15 protein-coding genes and 1 pseudogene are annotated in these 18,702 nt (G+C 64.0%); 3 read left to right on the top strand and 13 right to left on the bottom strand.

Annotation, left to right across the window (positions count from 1 at the left end):
- The 3 genes and pseudogenes from EOA24_RS06310 to tagH (EOA24_RS06320) all read right to left on the bottom strand — a co-directional run.
- Positions 1–521: pseudogene (locus EOA24_RS06310) on the bottom strand (type VI secretion system membrane subunit TssM); the annotation flags it as partial.
- Complete coding sequence (tssL, locus tag EOA24_RS06315) at positions 521–2,053, bottom strand: type VI secretion system protein TssL, long form (RefSeq protein WP_126079283.1); 1,533 nt, start codon at positions 2,051–2,053, stop codon at positions 521–523. The gene tssL and the pseudogene EOA24_RS06310, both read right to left, overlap by 1 nt.
- A gap of 297 nt (positions 2,054–2,350) precedes the next feature.
- Positions 2,351–3,433, bottom strand: a complete 1,083-nt coding sequence (tagH, locus tag EOA24_RS06320; protein ID WP_126079282.1) for a type VI secretion system-associated FHA domain protein TagH — start codon at positions 3,431–3,433, stop codon at positions 2,351–2,353.
- A gap of 308 nt (positions 3,434–3,741) precedes the next feature.
- On the opposite strand from tagH (EOA24_RS06320), the gene tssI reads away from it, so the two are divergent.
- Genes tssI through EOA24_RS06335 form a run of 3 tightly spaced genes read left to right on the top strand, consistent with a single transcriptional unit; the run spans position 3,742 to position 6,846 of the window.
- Positions 3,742–6,066 carry a type VI secretion system tip protein VgrG gene (tssI, locus tag EOA24_RS06325; RefSeq protein ID WP_127409672.1) on the top strand — a complete coding sequence of 775 codons (2,325 nt, stop codon included), beginning with the start codon at positions 3,742–3,744 and terminating at the stop codon, positions 6,064–6,066.
- Positions 6,067–6,076: 10 nt separating this feature from the next.
- The gene (locus tag EOA24_RS06330; protein WP_126079280.1) at positions 6,077–6,499 is read left to right on the top strand and encodes a DUF6484 domain-containing protein; all 423 of its coding nucleotides are present in this window, start codon (positions 6,077–6,079) and stop codon (positions 6,497–6,499) included.
- The gene (locus EOA24_RS06335) at positions 6,496–6,846 is read left to right on the top strand and encodes a hypothetical protein (RefSeq protein ID WP_126079279.1); all 351 of its coding nucleotides are present in this window, start codon (positions 6,496–6,498) and stop codon (positions 6,844–6,846) included. Before EOA24_RS06330 ends, EOA24_RS06335 begins: the two co-directional genes overlap by 4 nt.
- On the opposite strand, the gene EOA24_RS06340 is transcribed toward EOA24_RS06335, so the two are convergent.
- From EOA24_RS06340 to tagH (EOA24_RS06385), 10 genes are all read right to left on the bottom strand, one after another.
- Positions 6,843–7,766, bottom strand: coding sequence for a hypothetical protein (locus EOA24_RS06340; RefSeq protein ID WP_126079278.1), 924 nt, complete (start codon positions 7,764–7,766; stop codon positions 6,843–6,845). The genes EOA24_RS06335 and EOA24_RS06340 overlap by 4 nt on opposite strands.
- Entirely contained in the window at positions 7,766–8,713 is a 948-nt protein-coding gene (locus EOA24_RS06345; protein ID WP_126079277.1) for a DUF4150 domain-containing protein, read from the bottom strand. Before EOA24_RS06345 ends, EOA24_RS06340 begins: the two co-directional genes overlap by 1 nt.
- The gene (locus tag EOA24_RS06350) at positions 8,713–9,735 is read right to left on the bottom strand and encodes a 3-oxoacyl-ACP synthase (RefSeq protein ID WP_126079276.1); all 1,023 of its coding nucleotides are present in this window, start codon (positions 9,733–9,735) and stop codon (positions 8,713–8,715) included. Before EOA24_RS06350 ends, EOA24_RS06345 begins: the two co-directional genes overlap by 1 nt.
- Positions 9,732–10,835, bottom strand: a complete 1,104-nt coding sequence (locus tag EOA24_RS06355) for a DUF2169 domain-containing protein (RefSeq protein ID WP_126079275.1) — start codon at positions 10,833–10,835, stop codon at positions 9,732–9,734. Before EOA24_RS06355 ends, EOA24_RS06350 begins: the two co-directional genes overlap by 4 nt.
- Positions 10,835–11,377 (bottom strand): type VI secretion system-associated protein TagF, encoded by a 543-nt coding sequence (tagF, locus tag EOA24_RS06360; protein ID WP_126079274.1) that lies wholly within the window; start codon positions 11,375–11,377, stop codon positions 10,835–10,837. The genes EOA24_RS06355 and tagF overlap by 1 nt, the downstream gene beginning before the upstream one ends.
- A complete protein-coding gene (gene tssM / locus EOA24_RS06365) occupies positions 11,359–14,901 on the bottom strand; it encodes a type VI secretion system membrane subunit TssM (protein ID WP_126079273.1) in 3,543 nt (1,180 codons plus the stop codon). Before tssM ends, tagF begins: the two co-directional genes overlap by 19 nt.
- Before the next feature lies 1 nt (position 14,902).
- Positions 14,903–16,231 (bottom strand): type IVB secretion system protein IcmH/DotU, encoded by a 1,329-nt coding sequence (gene icmH / locus EOA24_RS06370; RefSeq protein ID WP_126079272.1) that lies wholly within the window; start codon positions 16,229–16,231, stop codon positions 14,903–14,905.
- 4 nt (positions 16,232–16,235) lie between these two features.
- The gene (tssK, locus tag EOA24_RS06375) at positions 16,236–17,570 is read right to left on the bottom strand and encodes a type VI secretion system baseplate subunit TssK (protein ID WP_126062712.1); all 1,335 of its coding nucleotides are present in this window, start codon (positions 17,568–17,570) and stop codon (positions 16,236–16,238) included.
- A gap of 35 nt (positions 17,571–17,605) precedes the next feature.
- On the bottom strand, positions 17,606–18,058 hold the full coding sequence (gene tssJ / locus EOA24_RS06380; RefSeq protein WP_040985738.1) for a type VI secretion system lipoprotein TssJ: 453 nt from the start codon (positions 18,056–18,058) through the stop codon (positions 17,606–17,608).
- Positions 18,059–18,062: 4 nt separating this feature from the next.
- A partial coding sequence (gene tagH / locus EOA24_RS06385; RefSeq protein ID WP_127409673.1) for a type VI secretion system-associated FHA domain protein TagH occupies positions 18,063–18,702 on the bottom strand: 640 nt, incomplete at its 5' end.

The following is an 18,702-nucleotide window of genomic DNA, read 5'->3' on the forward strand; positions in this document are numbered from 1 at the left end:
GTCGTGTAGCGGCCGGCCGTATCGATCAGCACCGCCTCGTCGGTGAACCACCAGTCGCAGGACCGCGTGCCACCGACGCCGGCCACCGGCTGCGCGCTGCCGGAGCCGGCAAGCGGGAATTTCAGCCCGGAATTGACCAGCGCCGTCGTCTTGCCGGCGCCGGGCGGGCCGATGATGATGTACCAGGGGATGTCATAGAGGAAATTGCGCTTACCGCTCGTCCGCTTCAGCGTCGCGATGGCTTCGCTCATGCGTGCTTCGAGCACCTGGGAATCGTCGTTGCGTTCATCGCTGCGCGCGATGGCCGCTTCGAGCGCCTTCTGCGCCTTCCGCCGCTGCCAGAAGCGGATCCCGTAGAACAGCGCGAGCGCCGCAACGGTGACGCCGATGATCGTGGCCCTCAGCCACACTGGACCAAGCGGGCGCGTATCGGCGAAGCGGATCAGCGGTCCGGCATACCAGATCGCCGCCGAGAAACCGGCGAGCGCAGCCAGGCTGAAGATCCGCCGCATCCAGCGCATCAGCCGCCGTTCTCCGCCGCGCTGGTCTGCAAAATCTCCTGTTTCGGGATCATCACGTCGACGCGGCGGTTCTTGGCACGGCCGTCCGCCGTGCCATTGTCGGCGATCGGTTCGTCCTCGCCCTTGCCGTCGGCACTGAGCCGCGACGGATCCTTCACCTGCTTGGCCATCATCGCCTGCACGGCCTTGGCGCGAGCGACCGAGAGGTCGAAATTCGATTTGAACGTGCTGGACTTCTTCGGTTTCACATTGTCGGTGTGTCCAATGATGTTGATCGGTCCAGGCTCAGCATCGAGCACGGTGGCGATATCGGCCGCGACCGGCTGGAACTGCGGCTTCGGCTCCGCCTGGCCGGGCGCGAACAGAAGCTGGTTGTTGATCTCGATGACGATGAACGCGCCCTTCTCGCCGACGCTCAGTCCGCCGCCGGCGATCTCCTTGGCAAGGGCGGCGCGGACACGGTCGATCTGGGCGGTGTCCGGAACCGCTGGCGGCGGCGGGGCGGCTTGCGCCGGCTCAGTGGGCGCCGCCACGCTGGCGCGCTCGATGGTGACGGGCGTCGAGGGGTTGAGCGCCAGCAACTCTCCCGCCGTCGCGTCGCCTTCATCGGTGATCAGCACCCGCAGCCCGAAGAAGGCCGCCGTGACCAGCGTCGCCGCGGCGGCCGCGACCGCCCAGAGCGGCAGCCGCGCCCTCGGCTTCGGCAGCGCCGCCGCCATGCCTTGCCAGTGGGGCGAGATGTCTTCGCCGGCGCGCGGCTTGAAGTAGCGCAGCGTGTCGTAGACGTCGCGCCGGACGCGTTCGAGCGTATCCCGTTCCTTGGCCAGCCCGCGATACTGGCCCTCGAACCCCAGCGACAGGCAGGCATGCATCAGTTCGAGCAGGTCGTAATGCGCTTCCGGCGTGGCGAGGATGTTGTTGAGGGCTTCGTAGAAACCGGCGCCGGTCGGTTGGGTCTGAAAGAACCGTGCCATCAGGGCGTGCTGAAGCCAACTGTCCTTGCTTGGCCAGGGCAGATTGCCGACAAGGTCGTCGGCGGTTTCGCAAAGCGCGAATTTGGCGATCCGTGCGTCTTCCTCGGCCACGCCTGCCTTCGCGATAGCAAGGTCGAAGGTCTCGATCGCGTCGGCGATATGCTCCGCCAAGGGTGCGGCTTGTCGGTCGACCGGCATCAGTCGCAATTGACCGAGAAGCATCAGCAGCGGTGCCGCCGCGGCAAGGATCGGGTTGGCGGCAGCGTATTTCACGCCGGAGGCGGCATCGAGCAAGGCATCCTGCTGCACGCCCGGCGCCGCATTCGCTGCGGTGCCCGGAGTTGGCCCTTGGAAGAGCACGGTTCCGGACGACCAGCCGGTAGGTATCTGCCGGCCGCCACCGGGATCGAACACCGTCGCTTCGCGGGAAGGCGATAGGGCTGGCCGCACGCTTTCGGGACCGGGCTTCTCCGCAGCCGCAAGCGGTCTCTGCTTCGGTCGCGGCGCGCGGATGACGGTCTTGTCCACCGGCCCGGAGGGGTGGTCCTTCGAGCTCATCGGCGGCCCCCCGCCTTCAAGCCGCAAGGGGCATGTTTTCGGCTGGGGAAACGCGTTTCAGGCTGAACCTCGGCGGCGGGCCGCTTGGAAAGGCTCATCTCGCCGAAACATGACATTGCTGCACACGCCCCAAGCCTCGCCGCCTTGCCCGCCGGGCTGGCGTCCTTGTGCATTCTAGTCGCCCGGATACCCAATTGAAACGGGCCGCCGATTGAAATCCGGAAGCAAGATGCTCGAAGCGGCCGCTTCTTCTATGAGGCCCGTCACATACGGCCGGCGTGGTCCGTGCCTGTACGGCTATTTCTGCTTGTCGGCCTTGGCGTAGGCTTCGGCGAAATAGGCGAGGAAGACATCCAGCATGCCGTTCTCATGCTTGTCTTCCATCGCCCGCCATGTCGCGACGAGCGCATCCCAGGCCTGGCTCTTCCTGGACGAGAAGGACGCAGGCGGAATTTTCTTCGCGATCGCCTCCGGCGACAGGTCGTCGAGCAGCCGCGACAGCGCCGCCTGCATGGCGGCATAGGTTGCGATCTCATGGGCCTTCAGGTCGCGGAACGCATCCTCGATGCTGCGCCTGGCATCGAGATAGCCCGCCCTGCGCTTAGCGAACATGATCTCCAATATGTCGTCGGTGCCCGGCACGAATTTCAGCGGGTTGTTGTCCTCGGCGCCGATCATCGTGCGGTTCGCGCTCTTGGCGAGCACCTTCGCCGCCGCGCGCGCCTTGAGCAGCAGGGACAGTTGCTCGACCGTGGTTCTCAGCACCGCGCCGATCTCGGCCGCGACGTCGTGAGGATCGCGCGACTGCAGCAAGTCTGGAGCGATGCCCGCCGCCCTGGCGATTTCTCGCAACATCGCATCCGCTTCCGCGGGCCGGTTGGCCGGGACTGCCGGCCCCGGCTGTTGCAACGCAGAGGATGTCGAGACGGGCGCCGGCCCGGACGGTCGCTGCTCCGCCGGATTGAGGAACGGTTCATGGCCGGGATCCAGCGGCCGGCCAGTCGAGGGCGGCAGCTCGCGCTGCGTCGATCCGGTCCTGGTCTGCGGATGTCCGGTCGCGGCTCTCTCGTCTTCGATCGAAACGCCGACGACATAGCGGCCGATCAGCAGCCGGTCGCCCTGTGCCAGCCGGTGCGGCCCGGCCATGCGCTGGCTGGAGCCGTTGACGAAAGTGCCGTTGCGCGAGAGGTCGTAGAGCCAGAACGAACCCGCCTGGAAGCGGACCTCGCAATGGCGGCCCGAGATGAACTTGTCCGGATCGGACAATGTCCAGTCGCAATTCTCGCGGCCGATCTCGAAGCTGCGGTCGCGGGCGGCATAGCTGGCGGCGGTGCCGGCCGGCAGCCTGTCGACATTGCTGATCTGGAGAGAGATGAACATCCGGAAGCGTCGCCGAACTTGGTCAACAAATGCTTATCTGTCGCGCAATTCCGGGCGGAAAACCATTGAGCGCCGTTCCGGAATTGCTCTGCTATTCTAGCAGCTTGCAAGCCGAGCGGGAGAGGAGCGTTTCACATCGGCGCGTGGGCGCGCTTTAGCCATCGCTATTATTTGGCCTCCCTCAAACATGTGCTAGGCTGACGCGGATACGGTGCGGTGAACTCGAACGCTCCCGAACGTGATGCAGTTAATAGAGCGGGGGTTTCAAACCATCACACTGGCGGCCGCGTCGAGGAGGGGCACGACCCATGCCGAACGAACGTGCCACGGTTGTACAGACGCCGGCTGGCTCCGACCTGACCTTCACTCATCTCATCGGCCGCGATGAGATCAGTCGCTGCTTCGCCTATACCGTCGGCTTCGTCTCGAAGAACCGCGACATCGACCCGCTGAAGATGCTGGGCGGCGTCGTTTCGGTCGAGGGCGAGTCCGATCCGAAGCGCTGGTTCAGCGGCCTCGTGTCGGATTTCAAGCTGACCCGCATCGAGGATCGGCTGGCTTTCTACGAGGCGACCGTCAGGCCGTGGCTCTGGTTCCTCGGCAACACCACCGATTGCCGCATCTTCCAGAACATGACGGCGGTGGAGATCGTCGAGAAGATCTTCTCGAAATATGGCATCGCCAAATTCGAGAAGCGGCTGCAGGGCTCCTATCCCCAGCGCGAATATTGCGTGCAGTATGACGAGAGCGATCTCGATTTCGTACAGCGGCTGCTCGAGCACGAAGGCATCTTCTATTTCTTCGAGCATGACGAGGGCAAGCACACGCTCATCCTCTGCGACGCGATGAGCAAGCTGAAGCCGGCGCCCGGTTACGAGAAGGTGCTTTACAACTTCGAGGGCCAGGCCTCGCGGCGCGATGTCGAATACATCACCGAATGGATACCTGGCAGCGCGGTGCGGCCGTGCGCCTATGCCCACACCGACTATGATTTCGAGAAGCCCGGCGCCGACCTGATGGCGAAATCCGCCCAGCCTTTCGCCCACAAGGAAGCGTCCGGCGAGAACTATCGCCAGCCAGGCGCGCATCTCGATGTCGGGCGCGGCGACAAGATCGCCGGAATCCGCCGCGAGGAGCTTCAGGCCGTGCACCAGCACAGCACGGCCGTGGGCACGATACGCGGCCTTTTTTCCGGCTGCAAGTTCACGCTGGAGAGCTTTCCGCGCGACGACCAGAACCAGGACTATCTTGTGGTCAGCGCCGAATACCGGCTGTTCGACCCGGGCTACCGGACCCAGAACGAGGCCCACAACGAGAATTTCAAGGTGGTGCTGGGCGTGGCTCCCACCAAATTGCCCTATCGCCCGCCGCGCATCACGCCGCGGCCGATCATGCGCGGCCCGCAGACGGCAACGGTGGTCGGCCCCTCGGGCGAGGAAATCTTCACCGACAAATATGCCCGCGTGAAGGTGCAGTTCCATTGGGACAGGCTCGGCAAGAAGGACCAGAACTCATCCTGCTTCGTGCGCGTCTCGCAGACCTGGGCCGGCAGCAACTGGGGCTTCATCCAGATCCCGCGCATCGGCCAGGAGGTCATCGTCGATTTCATCGAGGGCGACCCGGATCTGCCGATAATTACCGGCCGCGTCTACAACGCCTCGCAGATGCCGCCCTACGGGCTGCCGGGCAACGCCACGCAATCCGGATGGAAGTCGAATTCCTCGAAGGGTGGCGGCGGCTACAACGAGCTGATGTTCGAGGACAAGGCCGGCTCCGAGCTGGTCAACTTCCAGGCCCAGAAGGACCACCATTTGCTGATCAAGCACGACCGCAACAAGACGGTCCAGCACGACCAGTCCGACCGCATAGACCACGACGCCAAGCATTCCGTCGGCCACGACCTCGACGAAGACGTCGGCAACAACAAGACGGTCAAGATAGGCGTCGACCAGACGACGAATATCGGCAGCAACGACACCGAGACGGTGGGCAAGGACCGCTCGCTGACGGTGATGGCGAATGAGACGATCCACGTCGTTTCGAATTCGACCGAGAACATCGATGCGAACCATTCGCAGACGGTGGGGCTCAATCAGACAGTCACGGTGGGCGTGGCGCGCGTCGATACGGTGGGAGCGGCTGAGGCGAGGACCGTTGGGGCGTCTCAGACTAATACGATCGGCGTGTCACGATCCGTCAGTGTCGGCACGAATCAGAGTCACGATGTCGGTTCTGCGGATAGCTGGAACATCGGGGCGGCCCAAACCGTCAATGTTGGAGCCGATCAGAGTTTCACCGTCGGAGGGGCACACACTTCACAGATAGGCAAAGGACGCGATTCCAAAATTGCCGAGGATGACGCCACCGAGGTCGGAGGTGCGCGTTCCCTTAAAATCGCCAAAGGTAGCTTGGTGGAGGTTGGGGAGGACGGTGCCATTAAGATCGGCAAGGACCTGCTTATTGAGGCCGGCGACTCCATTGTGATCAAGTGCGGGTCTGCGGCAATCTCAATGAAGAAAGACGGAACTATCAATATCGAGGGCAAGGATATCTCGGTAAAGGGCTCCGGCAAGATCAACGTGAAGGCGTCAAGCGACATCACGATGAAGGGTTCGGAGATAAAACAGAACTGAGGGCGGCTGGATGACCAAGACCCGAAAGCGGATCGATGGGGTGGTGATAGGAGTGTTTCTGGGTTTCGACGACGAAGCGCCGCTCGTTGTATTCCCAGGCAATGCGAGCGAGACCGCTGTGAGGGCGCGAAGCCTGTCCGAAATCAACTCCCAAATGGTCGGTTCCGAAGTTGCGCTATTGTTTGAAGAGGGGGACGTTCGTCGGCCCTTAATCGTCGGACGTATTGTGGAGCCAAGCCGCAAGCCACAATTGCACGTCATACGCGACAGCAAAGAAGTCAAGATCGTAGGAGAAGAGCGGGTAGAACTTCGCTGTGGCAAAGCCACGATCATCATGGAGAAAGATGGCCATATCACCATCCGCGGCACTTATGTTACGAGCCACGCCAGCGCCGCAAATCGTATCCGTGGCGGCTCGGTGAATCTGAATTGATGGCAGCGCCAGTCCTGCGCGATATTGTCCGACAGCACGCCGAAATGGCGGCTTTCCTTTGGACGATTTACGACCATCACCTGCTTAATCCCGACGAAAATCCGGAGATGGACGAAGTACGTCTTGCCCGCCTGGTCGAACGGTTGGATGCGCATCTTGATGGTCTGCGGGTTGCCGGAGATCAGGGCAGAAAAATTGCGCAGGAGCGCTATGAGGAATTCCCTGAAGCCGGAGAACTCTTCGTGTTACGCATGCTGGCTGCCTCAAAGCCGATCCAGATTGTGGATTTGGACCTCATCAAAGTGAGGCAATATCTGGCGGTGACGCTGAGGCGGAAACGGCTTTAGCGATAGTTGCTCATGTCGACCGTTCGCAGAAAGATGTTGCCGTCATAGCCCAATTCGAAGCCGGACCACTCAGTGCCGTCGAACAAGAAGAATTCGTGCCACCCCGCGACAACAAGAAACTCCTCGGTCGCCGACATCGTAAAGCCTTGCTCCGTTTCCAGCAGCGGCACGAGTTGATGTCCCTTCTGCACGGAAACGCCATAGCTCGTGTCGGACCAATATCTTTTGCCGCGAAATTCGCAAATGTCGTAGTAGTCGACCTCGTCAGCTTTGAGGGCAATCAACTGGCTGTCGCGCAACTCGTAAGCCGCTCCGTTTGCGCCGCCAATATATACCTCACCTTGGGAGCCAGCTAGGACGGTCTTGAAGTTGTCCTCGACGCCCAAATCGATACGATCCCAGCGCCGCCCGTTGAGTCTCAGGAGAATCCCTCGGTCGCCGACGCAATAGATTGGCTGATTCTTGCGGCCATGGATATCGTTGAGCACAGCCTGCTCAAAGGTATCCAACTGACTCCATTGGCCACGCTCATGCACATAGCTTACGCCAAGATCGCCGATCGCAAAGACCCGGTCGCGCGATAGGCCCCACAGGCGCGTCAGCGCGCCTTCGGGCAGTTCCTCGCGTGATGCCGAGTCCGGCGGAAGGTCGTGGATGATCCCTCCAAGCTCAAGCGCAATATGGTCTTGCGGGCCGAAACTGATATGCGAGCGGATTGCGTCCTCGATCTGGAGTCGTGCATTGAAGCGGATGGTTCGCCCCATCTCGATTTCCAGGAGATAGGACCGGCTGAATTCGTCATCGGGGTCGCTCAACTCGAAACTGGCGCTGAAACGACTGCCACCGTGGTGGAAGCCGTCCACGGCCTGCACATCGATTTCTTCCGGGTCAAAGTCGGCTATGGTTTCGGGCTCACGCATCACTTCTTCCTTATCGGCTTGTTCAGCAACTCGGCGTGGGTTGGCTTGGGCGCCCTTGCGCAATCAACGAGGTAGTCGAGAAGCACGAGCTTCAGGCATTCGAGTGCATCCTTCTTTTCTTGTTTGGTGCAGCTCTGCAGCTTCTCGTGATGGTCACCAACTGCCTGCTGCACCTCCTTGATAGCATCGCCCAAAGTCGGACTGCGCTTCTTCTTCAGGAAATCGCGAACCCTCTTTGTTTTTTTGTGGTGCGGCGAGTCGCGTTTCGATCCAGATCCGGACTTGCGATAACCAGTCTTGGTCTTCTTATAAGATTCCATGCAGATGCACGGCGCGGTGTCGACATCGTAATTGCCCCAGCCAGAATAATTCTGGCCGCCGCGACTCCTCTGGAACATTTGATTCTCGAAGCAGTGCTCGGACTCCGTTGGATGCGCGCAATCAGAATCCTTGTGTTGATGGACGTAAATCCCGACATTGTTCAATATTGTTGCGCAATCCTGCCCGTTGACGGTTATGGCCGCTGTATGAGGCCAGGTGACCGTGTTTCCGGTTGGCGATGCATGGTTGTTGGTGGCCAGATCCGTCATGCGTATGACAGGTTCGCCATCGAATTTCACATCGTTGGACCATGAGTTGAAATAGCCCTTTCCTGTATTTTTTGAGGTGATGACGCCTTTCTTCGCGGCGCAGCCGGCTTCCGTGCCGGATGTTCTGGACAGGTCGGATTTGTTCTTGATGTTGACGGTCTTGCCGCCGATCTTGACAGTGCCGGTGCCTTGCTCAGTGTCGCTCGCCATTCCAAAGCTGGGATAGGGGATGGGTACTCCAGGCGGAGTCGCGGGATTTTCCGGTGGTGTGAAGCAGACGTCCGGGAATGCGGCGATGGTCTGGGCGTTCACAGCCTTGCCGGAGATTTCGAGGCCGTTGGCGAACACTCCACCCATTATGCTGCCCTCGATGCCACGATGGCTGCCCCGCAGGCGCCGGCATCGTTCGATGCCTCGATCAAGACCGGATTGCCAGCAGCATAGCCCTTGCGCGCGGCCGTGAAGGCCATGCCGAGCATCAGCGGCACCACGGCTGCGCCGACATTGCCGAGAGATTCCCCGGGTGACCAGATATCTTGAAACTCATGTCTTCCCCGTAGCAAGCGCAGGCTGGCCAGCGCGCTTTGCTTGAACCAGTACTGCTCTCCTACGAGGTCGGCTATCCGGTACCCGAGGCGGTTCATTTCGATCCCGGTTTCCTCAAACGCCGCGCGGTAGGCGGCCGTCATGCCGTCGGCTCGAAATGGCAGATCCTCGGCGTTGTAGATTGATGCATTTTCACGTGACAGCCCGAGACCGAACAATCGAATTCCTCTCTGTTGGCCTTGCGTGCAGATAATGGCGGCCGCCGCCTCGCCAGGTATGAACCCGTTAGGATTTTGAGCGGTTAGGAGTCGGTTGCGCGAAAGATAGTGGGCGACTGTCTGGCTTGTCAGATAGCTATCGACACCAGCAATCATCACATAAGGCACCTCGCCTGACGCCAGCAGCCGGCGTGCATGATCCAATGCGACAACGCCTGAGGGTCGCCCGTGCGCTATTGTTCTGGAACTTGGGTGCGGTTCCAACTCGACGATTTCGGCAATGCGCCGGATCAAGACGGAATTGTCGCTGACTGCCCGGCCCGGCCGGTCTCCCTCAGGAAGGCAGAGGATCAACGCAGTTTGGCCGCGCGCCTCCGGTATACGTTCGAACGCTTCGCAAATGGCACCGGCCGCTAGATGCGCCATGCGTCTGTCGCCGACCCAGTTGCGAGGAAGCGTTATCGGAGCACCGGTCAGCCATTCGCCAGCCGCGCCCCTGATTCGCGTTTGCTGGAATCCGTCAACCCGTGCCCGCATTGCCGCGCAGGCCGATGGCGCGTCGAGGCCGACAGCTGTGACCATGCCGATGGAAACGATATCGAGCTTCGCACTCATGCAGCTTTGCTCTCTTGTGCTGGGACGATGCGGTTGATGCGGATGTATCGTTTTCCCTTGTTCCTTGCTCTCAGCATTGCTGGCGTCGGCGGCCCAACCCAGCACTCCGAGAAATCCAGGATGGTCCGCTGGATGCGCTGCGAGACACGCCAGACCAGTGAGAAACGCCGATTCTCAGTATCGAGAAGGACTGTGTCTGGAAGTACGTCGGCCGCGTAAGCTATCTCCCTGCCCTTAAACAATGTCATCTGTAACGCGGTAGACGGCAGCCGAAAGCTGACGCGCTCCTCGGGCGTCAGGTTCATCAGCACCACTTCCTCGCCGCCGCGCGGGTGGTCGATTTGCTGGTCCCGCGGCGCCATCTGGAAATAGCGCTCGTCGAAATCCTCAGGCAAGAACGGGAAGACGTTGTCGATCCAATTCTGGTCATACGTTCCGCCATATTCGATGCGGCCGGGCCAGCCGCGGCCCATCGGCCCGAAGCTCATCGGCTTGTAGTCTCCGAAGGGTGAGCGGATTTCCTCGTCGATTGCCTGCGTATTAGGTAGCCGCAGGCCCGGAATGAGGCGCTGGTTCCTGGTGCGCGACCAGCCGGTGCCGACCGGGTTGTGCTTGTAGCTGGCGGGCAACTGGTCCTCGGGGTCGAGCCGGTCGACGCCGCCCCAGGCTACGTCGTAGGAAATCGGCAACTTCAGGAAGGGCTGCGGCGCCGTGGCGGTGAACACCGGTCCTATAGCCCGCCACTCACGGTGCCCGACGACTTCGAAAAGCTTCGACCAGTTGCCGATCTTGATGCCGACCGGCACGCGCTCGGCTGGGCGCCCTCCCGGCGCATAGGCGCAGCCATTGGCGATGACATCGCAGCGCGGCTTACGGAAGGCGAAATCCGTCTCCCACAGCGTCGCCGAATAGCCCGGCACGCCGGTGTGCGTGTCGGCCATCACCAGCGGCACCTGCTCGGCCGATTTTTGCACCAGCCCGCCCGGTTTCGTCGGGAAATCAAAGGTGCCCTTCACCACCACCACCAGCCACTCGTGGCCGGCCTTGTCCATGCCCATGGTGAACTGGTGCGGATAGCCCATCTGGTTCCAGATCTGCATCAGCTGGTCTCCCAGCTTGCGGCGAAGATCTGCTCGAGCGTCGCTTGCGGCGCCTGCGGATCGATGTCGAAGACATCCGTATGCGCCGTCCACGCCACGAAGCCGTCGATGACATCGCCCTCGCCGTCGACAGGCGGAACGGACAGGGCCGCAAGCACCGCGTCCAGTTCGTCGGGTGTCAGCTCTCCGCGCTGCGCGGCCAGCGCCGCATTCTCGATCCCTTCGAACCACGCGTCTGCATAAGCCAGCTTGAGGGGTGCTTCGGACAGCCTTGCGACGACGCTGAGCGGGAACCGCCTGCCGACTCGGTCGGCGCTCTGCAGCACGATACCCGCCGAGGCACCGAAGGAGCCGGGGCCGGCCAGGAAGCGCAGCGCCGTGCCCATTGGCCAGGTCTCGAGCCCGAACAACGGCACGATGTGCTGCGCCAGCCAGCGGTCCCACACACGCACGAAATCGCCCGGCAGCCGCCGCGTCACGAAGTCGCCGGCGGCAGGCATCTTGCCGTAGCAGCCGGGCAGGGTCAGATCTGCGGCGGACATGTGAACTTCTTGAACATCTCTAACGTGTAGGGGTTCTCGACGCTGGCCGCCTTGAGCTCGAAATCGGCCCACATCCCCTTGGTGCCGAGCCGCAGGCTGTAGACGTCGGTGAGCTTGGTCGCGTTGAAGCGGCCGCCGCGCAGCATTCTCAGCCACGCCCAACTGCCGGTTTCGTTGAGCATCACTTCTGGCGAGCCGTCGACCGGCTGGAAGGCGAGCGAGATTACGCCTGTGCCGTCCTTGCCTGGCCACGTCATCGGCTGCGGCCTCGTCGCGTTGTTGTAATAGACGAGGTTCTGGCCATCGAGGTTGAGCGTCACCCGCGCCACGTTGGGCGACAGGTCCTTCGGCTCCAGCGTGAAATTCATCACTGGCCCGGTGCCGCCGGGGAACAGGTCGTCGCGGATGTGACGCGCCTGCTCGAAGGCTGCCAGCGCCGCTGGATCGAGGCCGAAATCGGCGCGCCATTTCCACGGCTCGCTGGCGGTGTCGACATAGTTGATCAGATGGTCGTTGGTGAAGGCATCGATCAGGCCGGTCGGCCCGAACAGCCGCTGGAAGTCGCGCACATTGACGTCGACGGCGCTCTCCGGGCTGAACGGATAGCGGTTGTTGAGCGCCGCCTGGCAGAAGGGCAGGATGTCGGCGCGCCAGATGGCGTTGAGCTCGTTGGTGACGGCCTTCTGCGACAGGCCGCTGGTGTCGCCGGCAATGCCGCCCAGCCAGTCGTTGATCGGCGAGGGCAGGATCTGCGCCTGCCTCGCCACTGCGCCCGTCAGTTCGGCCAGCCCACCCTGCTTCTTGATGGCATCCTGCGGATCGGGGTTGGCGGTCACGGTCTGCAGCACATTGGACAGCGCCGTCAGCGCCACGACGGCGGCATCGAGCGCCGGCGGCTGGCCGTCGACCTGCGCGATCGTGCCCTTGAGCGGCTTGAAATGCTCGGCCACCAGGCTGCCGGTCATGTCGACCTGATCGGCCGAGCCGGCGCGCGGCAGCAACTTCGCTCCCGTCTTCACCACCTTGCCCAGTTTGCCGAGCTTGCTCAAAAGCTTCGAGCCGGTCTTGGCGGCGCCGCCGCTCTTGTCGTCGGCCGCCGCGTCGTCGGAGCGGGTGAGGTCCGTCTCCTGCACCACGGCCGTCAACAGGCGCTTCAATGCCGAGTCGGCGCTGGACAGATCCTTGAGGTTCTCGCTGGCGACATTGAGGTCGGTCAGCGGCGCAAGCCGCATGTCGCGCAGGAAGGAATCCCACTGCGCGATATAGTCGTCGTAATAGAGCTTCAGGATATCTTCCGACAGCGCCGACACCGACGTCTCCGAATTCTCCGAACAGCCGCCGGCAAACACGGCGCGGTCGAGCGCTGCCTGGCCGGCGACATCCTCGACCCGGTCGAGAACGGCGTCATGGAAACCGGCATAGGTATAGGGGCCTGGAACGCCGACGCGCAGCGTCTTGTCGGAGCGGCGCGCGAACACCTTGGCGCCGTTCGGTCCGGCGAAATTGGCCGGCACCCATTCCTTGACCGCCGCCACTTCCGGGTCGGCCAGAAGCTGCTTATAGGCGCGCTCCGGCAGCGAGATCGTGCACACCGTCTTCAGCGCCTCGGCGACCAGTTCCTTGTCCGGGGCGATATAGCTGTCGTCGACCGCCATGCGGCGGATCGCGGCAAGCTGGTGCTCTTCGGCGTCCGCGGTGGGGAAGGGCGGCGCGGGCGCGAATTGCGGCAGGCTGTTCACCCACCAGTTCTGCACGAAATCGGTGTCCATCTGCGACAGGCCGGTCATCATGCGGTAGGTCTTCAGCGCGCCGAGCATGAAATCCGGGTCGCGGATCTGCCGCCACATCGTGGCTTCGAGCAGCGCGACCATATGCGGCTCCAGCACGTTGCGCAGCGCATGGTCGTAAGTGTCGGTCTGCGCCCGCACCAGCTCAGCCGAAGCGGTTGGGCCGAGCAGATTGTGGACGGCATCCGGCGGCGCGGTTCTCGCCGCCGCCACCGCGTCCATCGCCGCCAGCGCGCCGTCCATGGTCGGCTGCTCGACCGCGGCCGGCATGGCGGCGACGTCGGTCAGCGGCTGCTGCAAAGCCTCGAACTGGCCCGCCTGTTCGGTGATCGCATTGCGGTTGTCGAGATAGGACCAGGTGAACAGCCCGCCGGCGAGCAGCGCCGCGAGCGCGCAGGCCGCTGCCGCGCCGCGCCAGATCCAGGCGCGGCGACGCTGCGCCAGCGGATCGAACGTGCCGAGGCCGGCCTCCTTGAAGATCACTTCGGTAAGCAGATTGCGCAGGAAGAAGCTGCGCTTCTCGACGCGCGCCGCCGCCATGGCGCGACGCGGCGGCAGTCCGAAGGATGACGACAGCGCCGCGGTCAACCGGTCGATCGGCGCGCCTTCCTGTGTCGCCGAGGTCAGATAGAGGCCGCGCAGCCAGGCGGCTTCCTCGTAGCGGCTCTCGCCGAACATCGCCTCGACCAGCACCTGGATCGGCTCGGACAGGCTCGCCAGCTGCGCCGGGAAACGGAAGATCTCGGCGCGCTGGCCAAGCTTGTCCTCGTCTTCCAGCCGCGGCACCAGCCGCCGCTCCAGCTCGGCGGCGAGCCTGGCGAGCTCCGTCTGGATGGTGCCAGCGTTGACGCGGGCGTCGAGCGGAAAAGTCGTCCCCCACACCTGCTCGCGCGCCGTCGTCGACAGACCGCCGAAGAAGGCTTCGAAGCCTTTGATCAGGTCGGCCTTGGTCAGCATCAGGTAGACGGGCAGGCGGATCTCCAGCCGGTCGTTCAGCTCCGCCAGCCGGCGGCGGATTTTGCGGCCATGCGCCTTGATCGCCTCGTCGCCCTCCGACAGCGCGTCGATCGACAGTGCGACGATGACGCCGTTCAGCGCGCGGCGGCCCCGGTGCTTCTTCAACAGGTCGAGGAAGCCCAGCCATTCCGTCGCGTCGACATCCGGCTGGCTCTCCTGCTGGACATAGCGGCCGGCGGTGTCGATCAGCACCGCGTTCTCGGAAAAGAACCAGTCGCAATTGCGCGTGCCGCCGACGCCCTGCAGATCGTCGGTGAGGTCGATCGGGAAATTGAGTCCCGACTGGCGCAAGGCCGTGGTCTTGCCGGTGGCCGGCGGACCGACGATCACATACCAGGGCATCTCGCGCAGAAATTTCCGGCCGCCGAGCTTGCGCCGCTTGAGCTCGGCCATCACCTCGCCGAACTTGGCGCCGACGGCCGCGACGCTCTCCTCTCCAGGCGTGAGCTGCTTTTCCTGAACAGGCGCCGCGATCTCGGCGACGAACATGCGGTTGGCGCGGATCGCGCGGCGCTGCGCGATGATCAGCCAGATCAGCCACAGGATGATCAGCCCGGCGATGATGGCGATGCGCACATTCTCGGACTCGAACGGCGCGTAAGGGCCGACCTGCACGATCGGCCCGAACACCCAGATCAGCAGTGAAAGCAGCGCGATGCCGATCAGCGTCCACAGGAAACGCGATGTGATGACAGCCCAGAGGAAGCGCAGGATGAACATCTCAGAGCCTCTTCTCGACCAACACCTCGACGCGCCGGTTGAGCGCGCGGCCTTCCCGAGTGGAATTGTCGGCCACCGGATCGGTTTCGGCGCGACCCTCGGATGAGATGCTCTCCGGCGGCACGCCGGCTTGCACCAGAAGCTTGGCTATGGTCTCGGCGCGCGCTTCCGACAGGCGCTGGTTGCTGGCAAGCGGGTTCGACTTCTGCAGGCGCACATTGTCGGTATGGCCGACGACCGTGATCTTTCCGATCAGCTCCTTGTTGTCGAGGATAACCTTGGCGATCGACGCGATCAGCGGCTCGTAACCCTCGGTCAGCGTCGGCCGCGACGACTGGAACAGCTCGGGATTGGAGGATTGGATGATGAGCTTCGCCAGCGAGACGCTCTCGGTGCCGCTGAGCGCGCCTTTGAGGTCATCCGGCGCCGCGGCCTTGAACTCGGGCAGCAGCGCGAAATCGACCGGCTGCGGCGCTTCGGGTTCAGGAGCATCCTGCTTGGGCGCGGCGCGGGTGACGTCGCCGCGCGAGGCCGGCGGCAGCGTGCGCACCAGCGCGGAAAGCTCGACCGCCTGGCTGCTCAGGCCCATCGACAGGCCGACATAAGCGGCAGCGGCGACGACAATCGCGGCGAGCGCCATCACCCAGATCGGCACGATGAAACGCTGCGGCTCGTCGGAGGCGATCACGCCTTTCCAGTTCGGCGACAGCGGCGAATCCTCGGCATCCGCATTGCGCAAGAAGCGCGCCGCGGCTACCCGCACGGCGTTGAGCGAACGGTCGCCGGCGCGGCCGGGCACCCGGTATTTGCCGCGGAAGCCGAGCGCCAGGCAGTAATATTGCAGCTCCAGCATCTCGCGGTCGCGGTTGGGATGCCGCTCCAGCTCGTCGAGCCGCGTGAAGAACTGGGTGCCGGCATCGACGTCGCCGCGCAGCATGACCACAAGCGGCTGGCGCGGCCAGGCGCTGGCGCCGCCCCATGGCGTGTTGAGTGCGAGATCATCGAGCAGCGCCGCCACGGCCCAGGCCGCCTGGTCCGCGCGCTCCAGCGATGAGCCCGCGGCAACAGCGGCGTCGCGCGCCCGCACCAGCTCGTCGAGCAGGCGCGTGCGCATCACTTCCGGGTTCTCCGGCGCCAGCGCGCTTTCGAGCTCCGGCGCGAATTCGAGCAGCGGGGCGAAGATATTGATCAGCGTGTTGGGATGGGCGCGCGCCCGCTTGACCGGCGCGCCCGGCGCCAGCGGTGCCATCGGCCGGGGCGCCGCACCGGTCAGCCGGATGCGTGTGCGCTCGCGATCCTCCGACAGTCCGAAGGGATCATCCCGGCTCATGGCCTCACCTGTTCACCGAATAGCAGTCGACCTGCGGCTCGCTCGGCAGCACGCCGGAAACGCCGATGACGAAGCCCGGCGCGTCGAGCAGCGAGGCCCAATGCTCGCTCTTCTGGTCGAGCTCCAGGCACAGCCGGTCGCCGTCATAGGGGATCTCGCGCGGCTGCGAATGCAGCGGCTTCAGCGGAATGCCGGGCAGGCGTGACTTCCACAGGCCCTCGAACTGGTCGGCCGAGCCGACCGTCGCCTGGTTGACGAAGATCTTGCGCAGTGCGTCTTCCGAAAGCTCGGAGCCGACGCGGATGACGATGCGGCTGGCGACCAGCAGCTTCGGGTTGTCGATGCGCACCTTCCAGACATTGGTCGCGTGTCGCATGACTGGAAGCGCGCGCGATTTCGGCTCGATGTAGCGCAGGCTGAGGATCAGCGAACGCAAGGCGTCGGCCAGCGCCATATAGGCGGGGCCGGGCGCCATGTGGTCGTAGGCCGGCAACTCGCCGAGCCGCCGCGAGCTCGAGCCGTAGGTGGCCATCTCGCCGGCGAGGCCGGCAAGTTCGAGATAGAGCTCGGCCGGATGGAAGACGTCCTGCGCCAGCATATGCGCCAGCCGCGGCCGCGCGGCATTGGCGAGGTGCAGCATCAAAAGGTCCTCGACGCTGCGGCCGGCCCCGCCCATCACCATCTTGCCATGCGCCTCGGCGATCTGGTCGAGGCCGGTGACGACCTCCTGCAGCAATTGCCGGTACCAGTGCACGGCGCCGGTGATCAGCGTCGGCGGCAGGAAGGACTGGTCGAGCGAGACGCCGCCATCGGCGCGCACGCCCGTGATATCGGCGATCGGCAAGGCGGTATAGCCGCCGACCGATTTGCCGGGCGCCAGCAGCACCGCTTGCGGCCGGGCGATCTCGATTTCTTCCGGATCGGCGCCGCCCTGCACGGCGTCGCGCACCGGGACGATCTTGCCGTGGTAGCGCGCGCCCGTCGATTGAGCATGCGCCGGATCGAATCCGACGCCGCCGGGCGGCTCCAGCGGCAGCGCCACCAGCACCGGCCCGGCGCCGGTGTCGGCCGTGACCGGCAGCGGCTTCGGCGCATCCATCAGCTCCGGGATGGAGAAGGGCGTGCCGTCCGGGAAGATGCCCCGGGCGGATACGATCGACACTTGGCCGGCGTCGAGCAGCGACTGGTCGAGCGTCAGCTGCTGGAAGCCGAACGTATGGAGCTGGCCCGCCTGCAAGGCGCCGCGCACCATCCCCTCGAAGAACCGGTCCTGCTGCTGGAAATGCTGGGTCCTCAAGAAGAGTCCCTCGGACCACAGCACCCTGTTTGCGTCGCTCATGCTGCCACTCTCTGCACTGCCCTGTTGACGCTTCGCTAGGCGGATATGCCGCCTTTGCCGAGGCTGACATTGATGGTGAATTTCGACCCCGGCGAAACCGACTTGGTCGTGCGCCAGTTGCGTCCGCCGGGTTCGCGGATCAGCGCGACGAAGCCGAGCGCCGTGGCGTTCGGCTCGACCGTGATGGTCTTGGCCGCCGTCTTGCCCGGCGCGACCGAGATCGCGTCCGAGCCGATCAGGTCGGCGCCCAGCGCCGAGCCGGCATCGCCCTGCAGCGCGAAATAATCGGCCGAGTTGAACTTGCCGGTGCTGGCAAGCCGCATCACCAGAACCGTCACCGGCCGGTCGCCGCCGCCCGGTCCCGGATTCATGCCGGCGCCGCCGGTCACGTTGACCGAGATCACCGATGGTTTCGGCGGGCCGCTCTGGCAAGCCGCAAGCAGCCCCGTCGCGCCGAGAGCAACGATGAATTCGCGTCTGTCGATCATGTCCCTACTCCTCTTCGTAAGCGTCCCTGAAGTCTGCGCCGATCTCGCCCAGGAAGCTCGATTCCGCGCTCTGGGCGATGTCGCGATGGCGTTTCTGGTAGAGCTCCCACAGCTTGGCGTTGCGCCCGCCTGCGAGCAGATTGCCGATCGCGGAATTGGACTTGAGCTCTTCCTCGATCGCGGCCGGATCGAAACGGTCGATCATGCGCCGAAGCGCGGCCTGAACGCCGCGCCAGGCGCGCACGTGATGCTGCGCGAGGTCCTTGACAGCATCGCTGATCGCCGCCTCGCCGGAGAGAAAGCCGGGGCTGCGCTCGGCGATGATGGTGACGATGACATCCTCGACCGTCGGCAGGAATTTGAGCGGGTTGACTTCCGAAGAACCGACCACCGTCTGCGCGACGCGCGCGCTCCCCTTCTCTTCGGCGCGCTTGCGCAAGAGCTGCATCAGGCCGTCGAGCATCAGCCTGTATTCGCGGCCGAATTTCTCCATCTCGACGAGCGGATCGCGCCCGGGAAAGTCGGCCTCCTCGACGCCCATGCCGCGCAGGAATGCCGCGCGCAGCGCCATGTCGCTCGGCGCAGGCTGCGCTGCACGCGATGGCCTCGGCGCGGAAACAGGGCGAGGTTGCGGAGTAGGGGGT

Origin of the sequence: Mesorhizobium sp. M2A.F.Ca.ET.039.01.1.1, from assembly GCF_003998035.1 — a bacterium.
Lineage (GTDB): Bacteria > Pseudomonadota > Alphaproteobacteria > Rhizobiales > Rhizobiaceae > Mesorhizobium.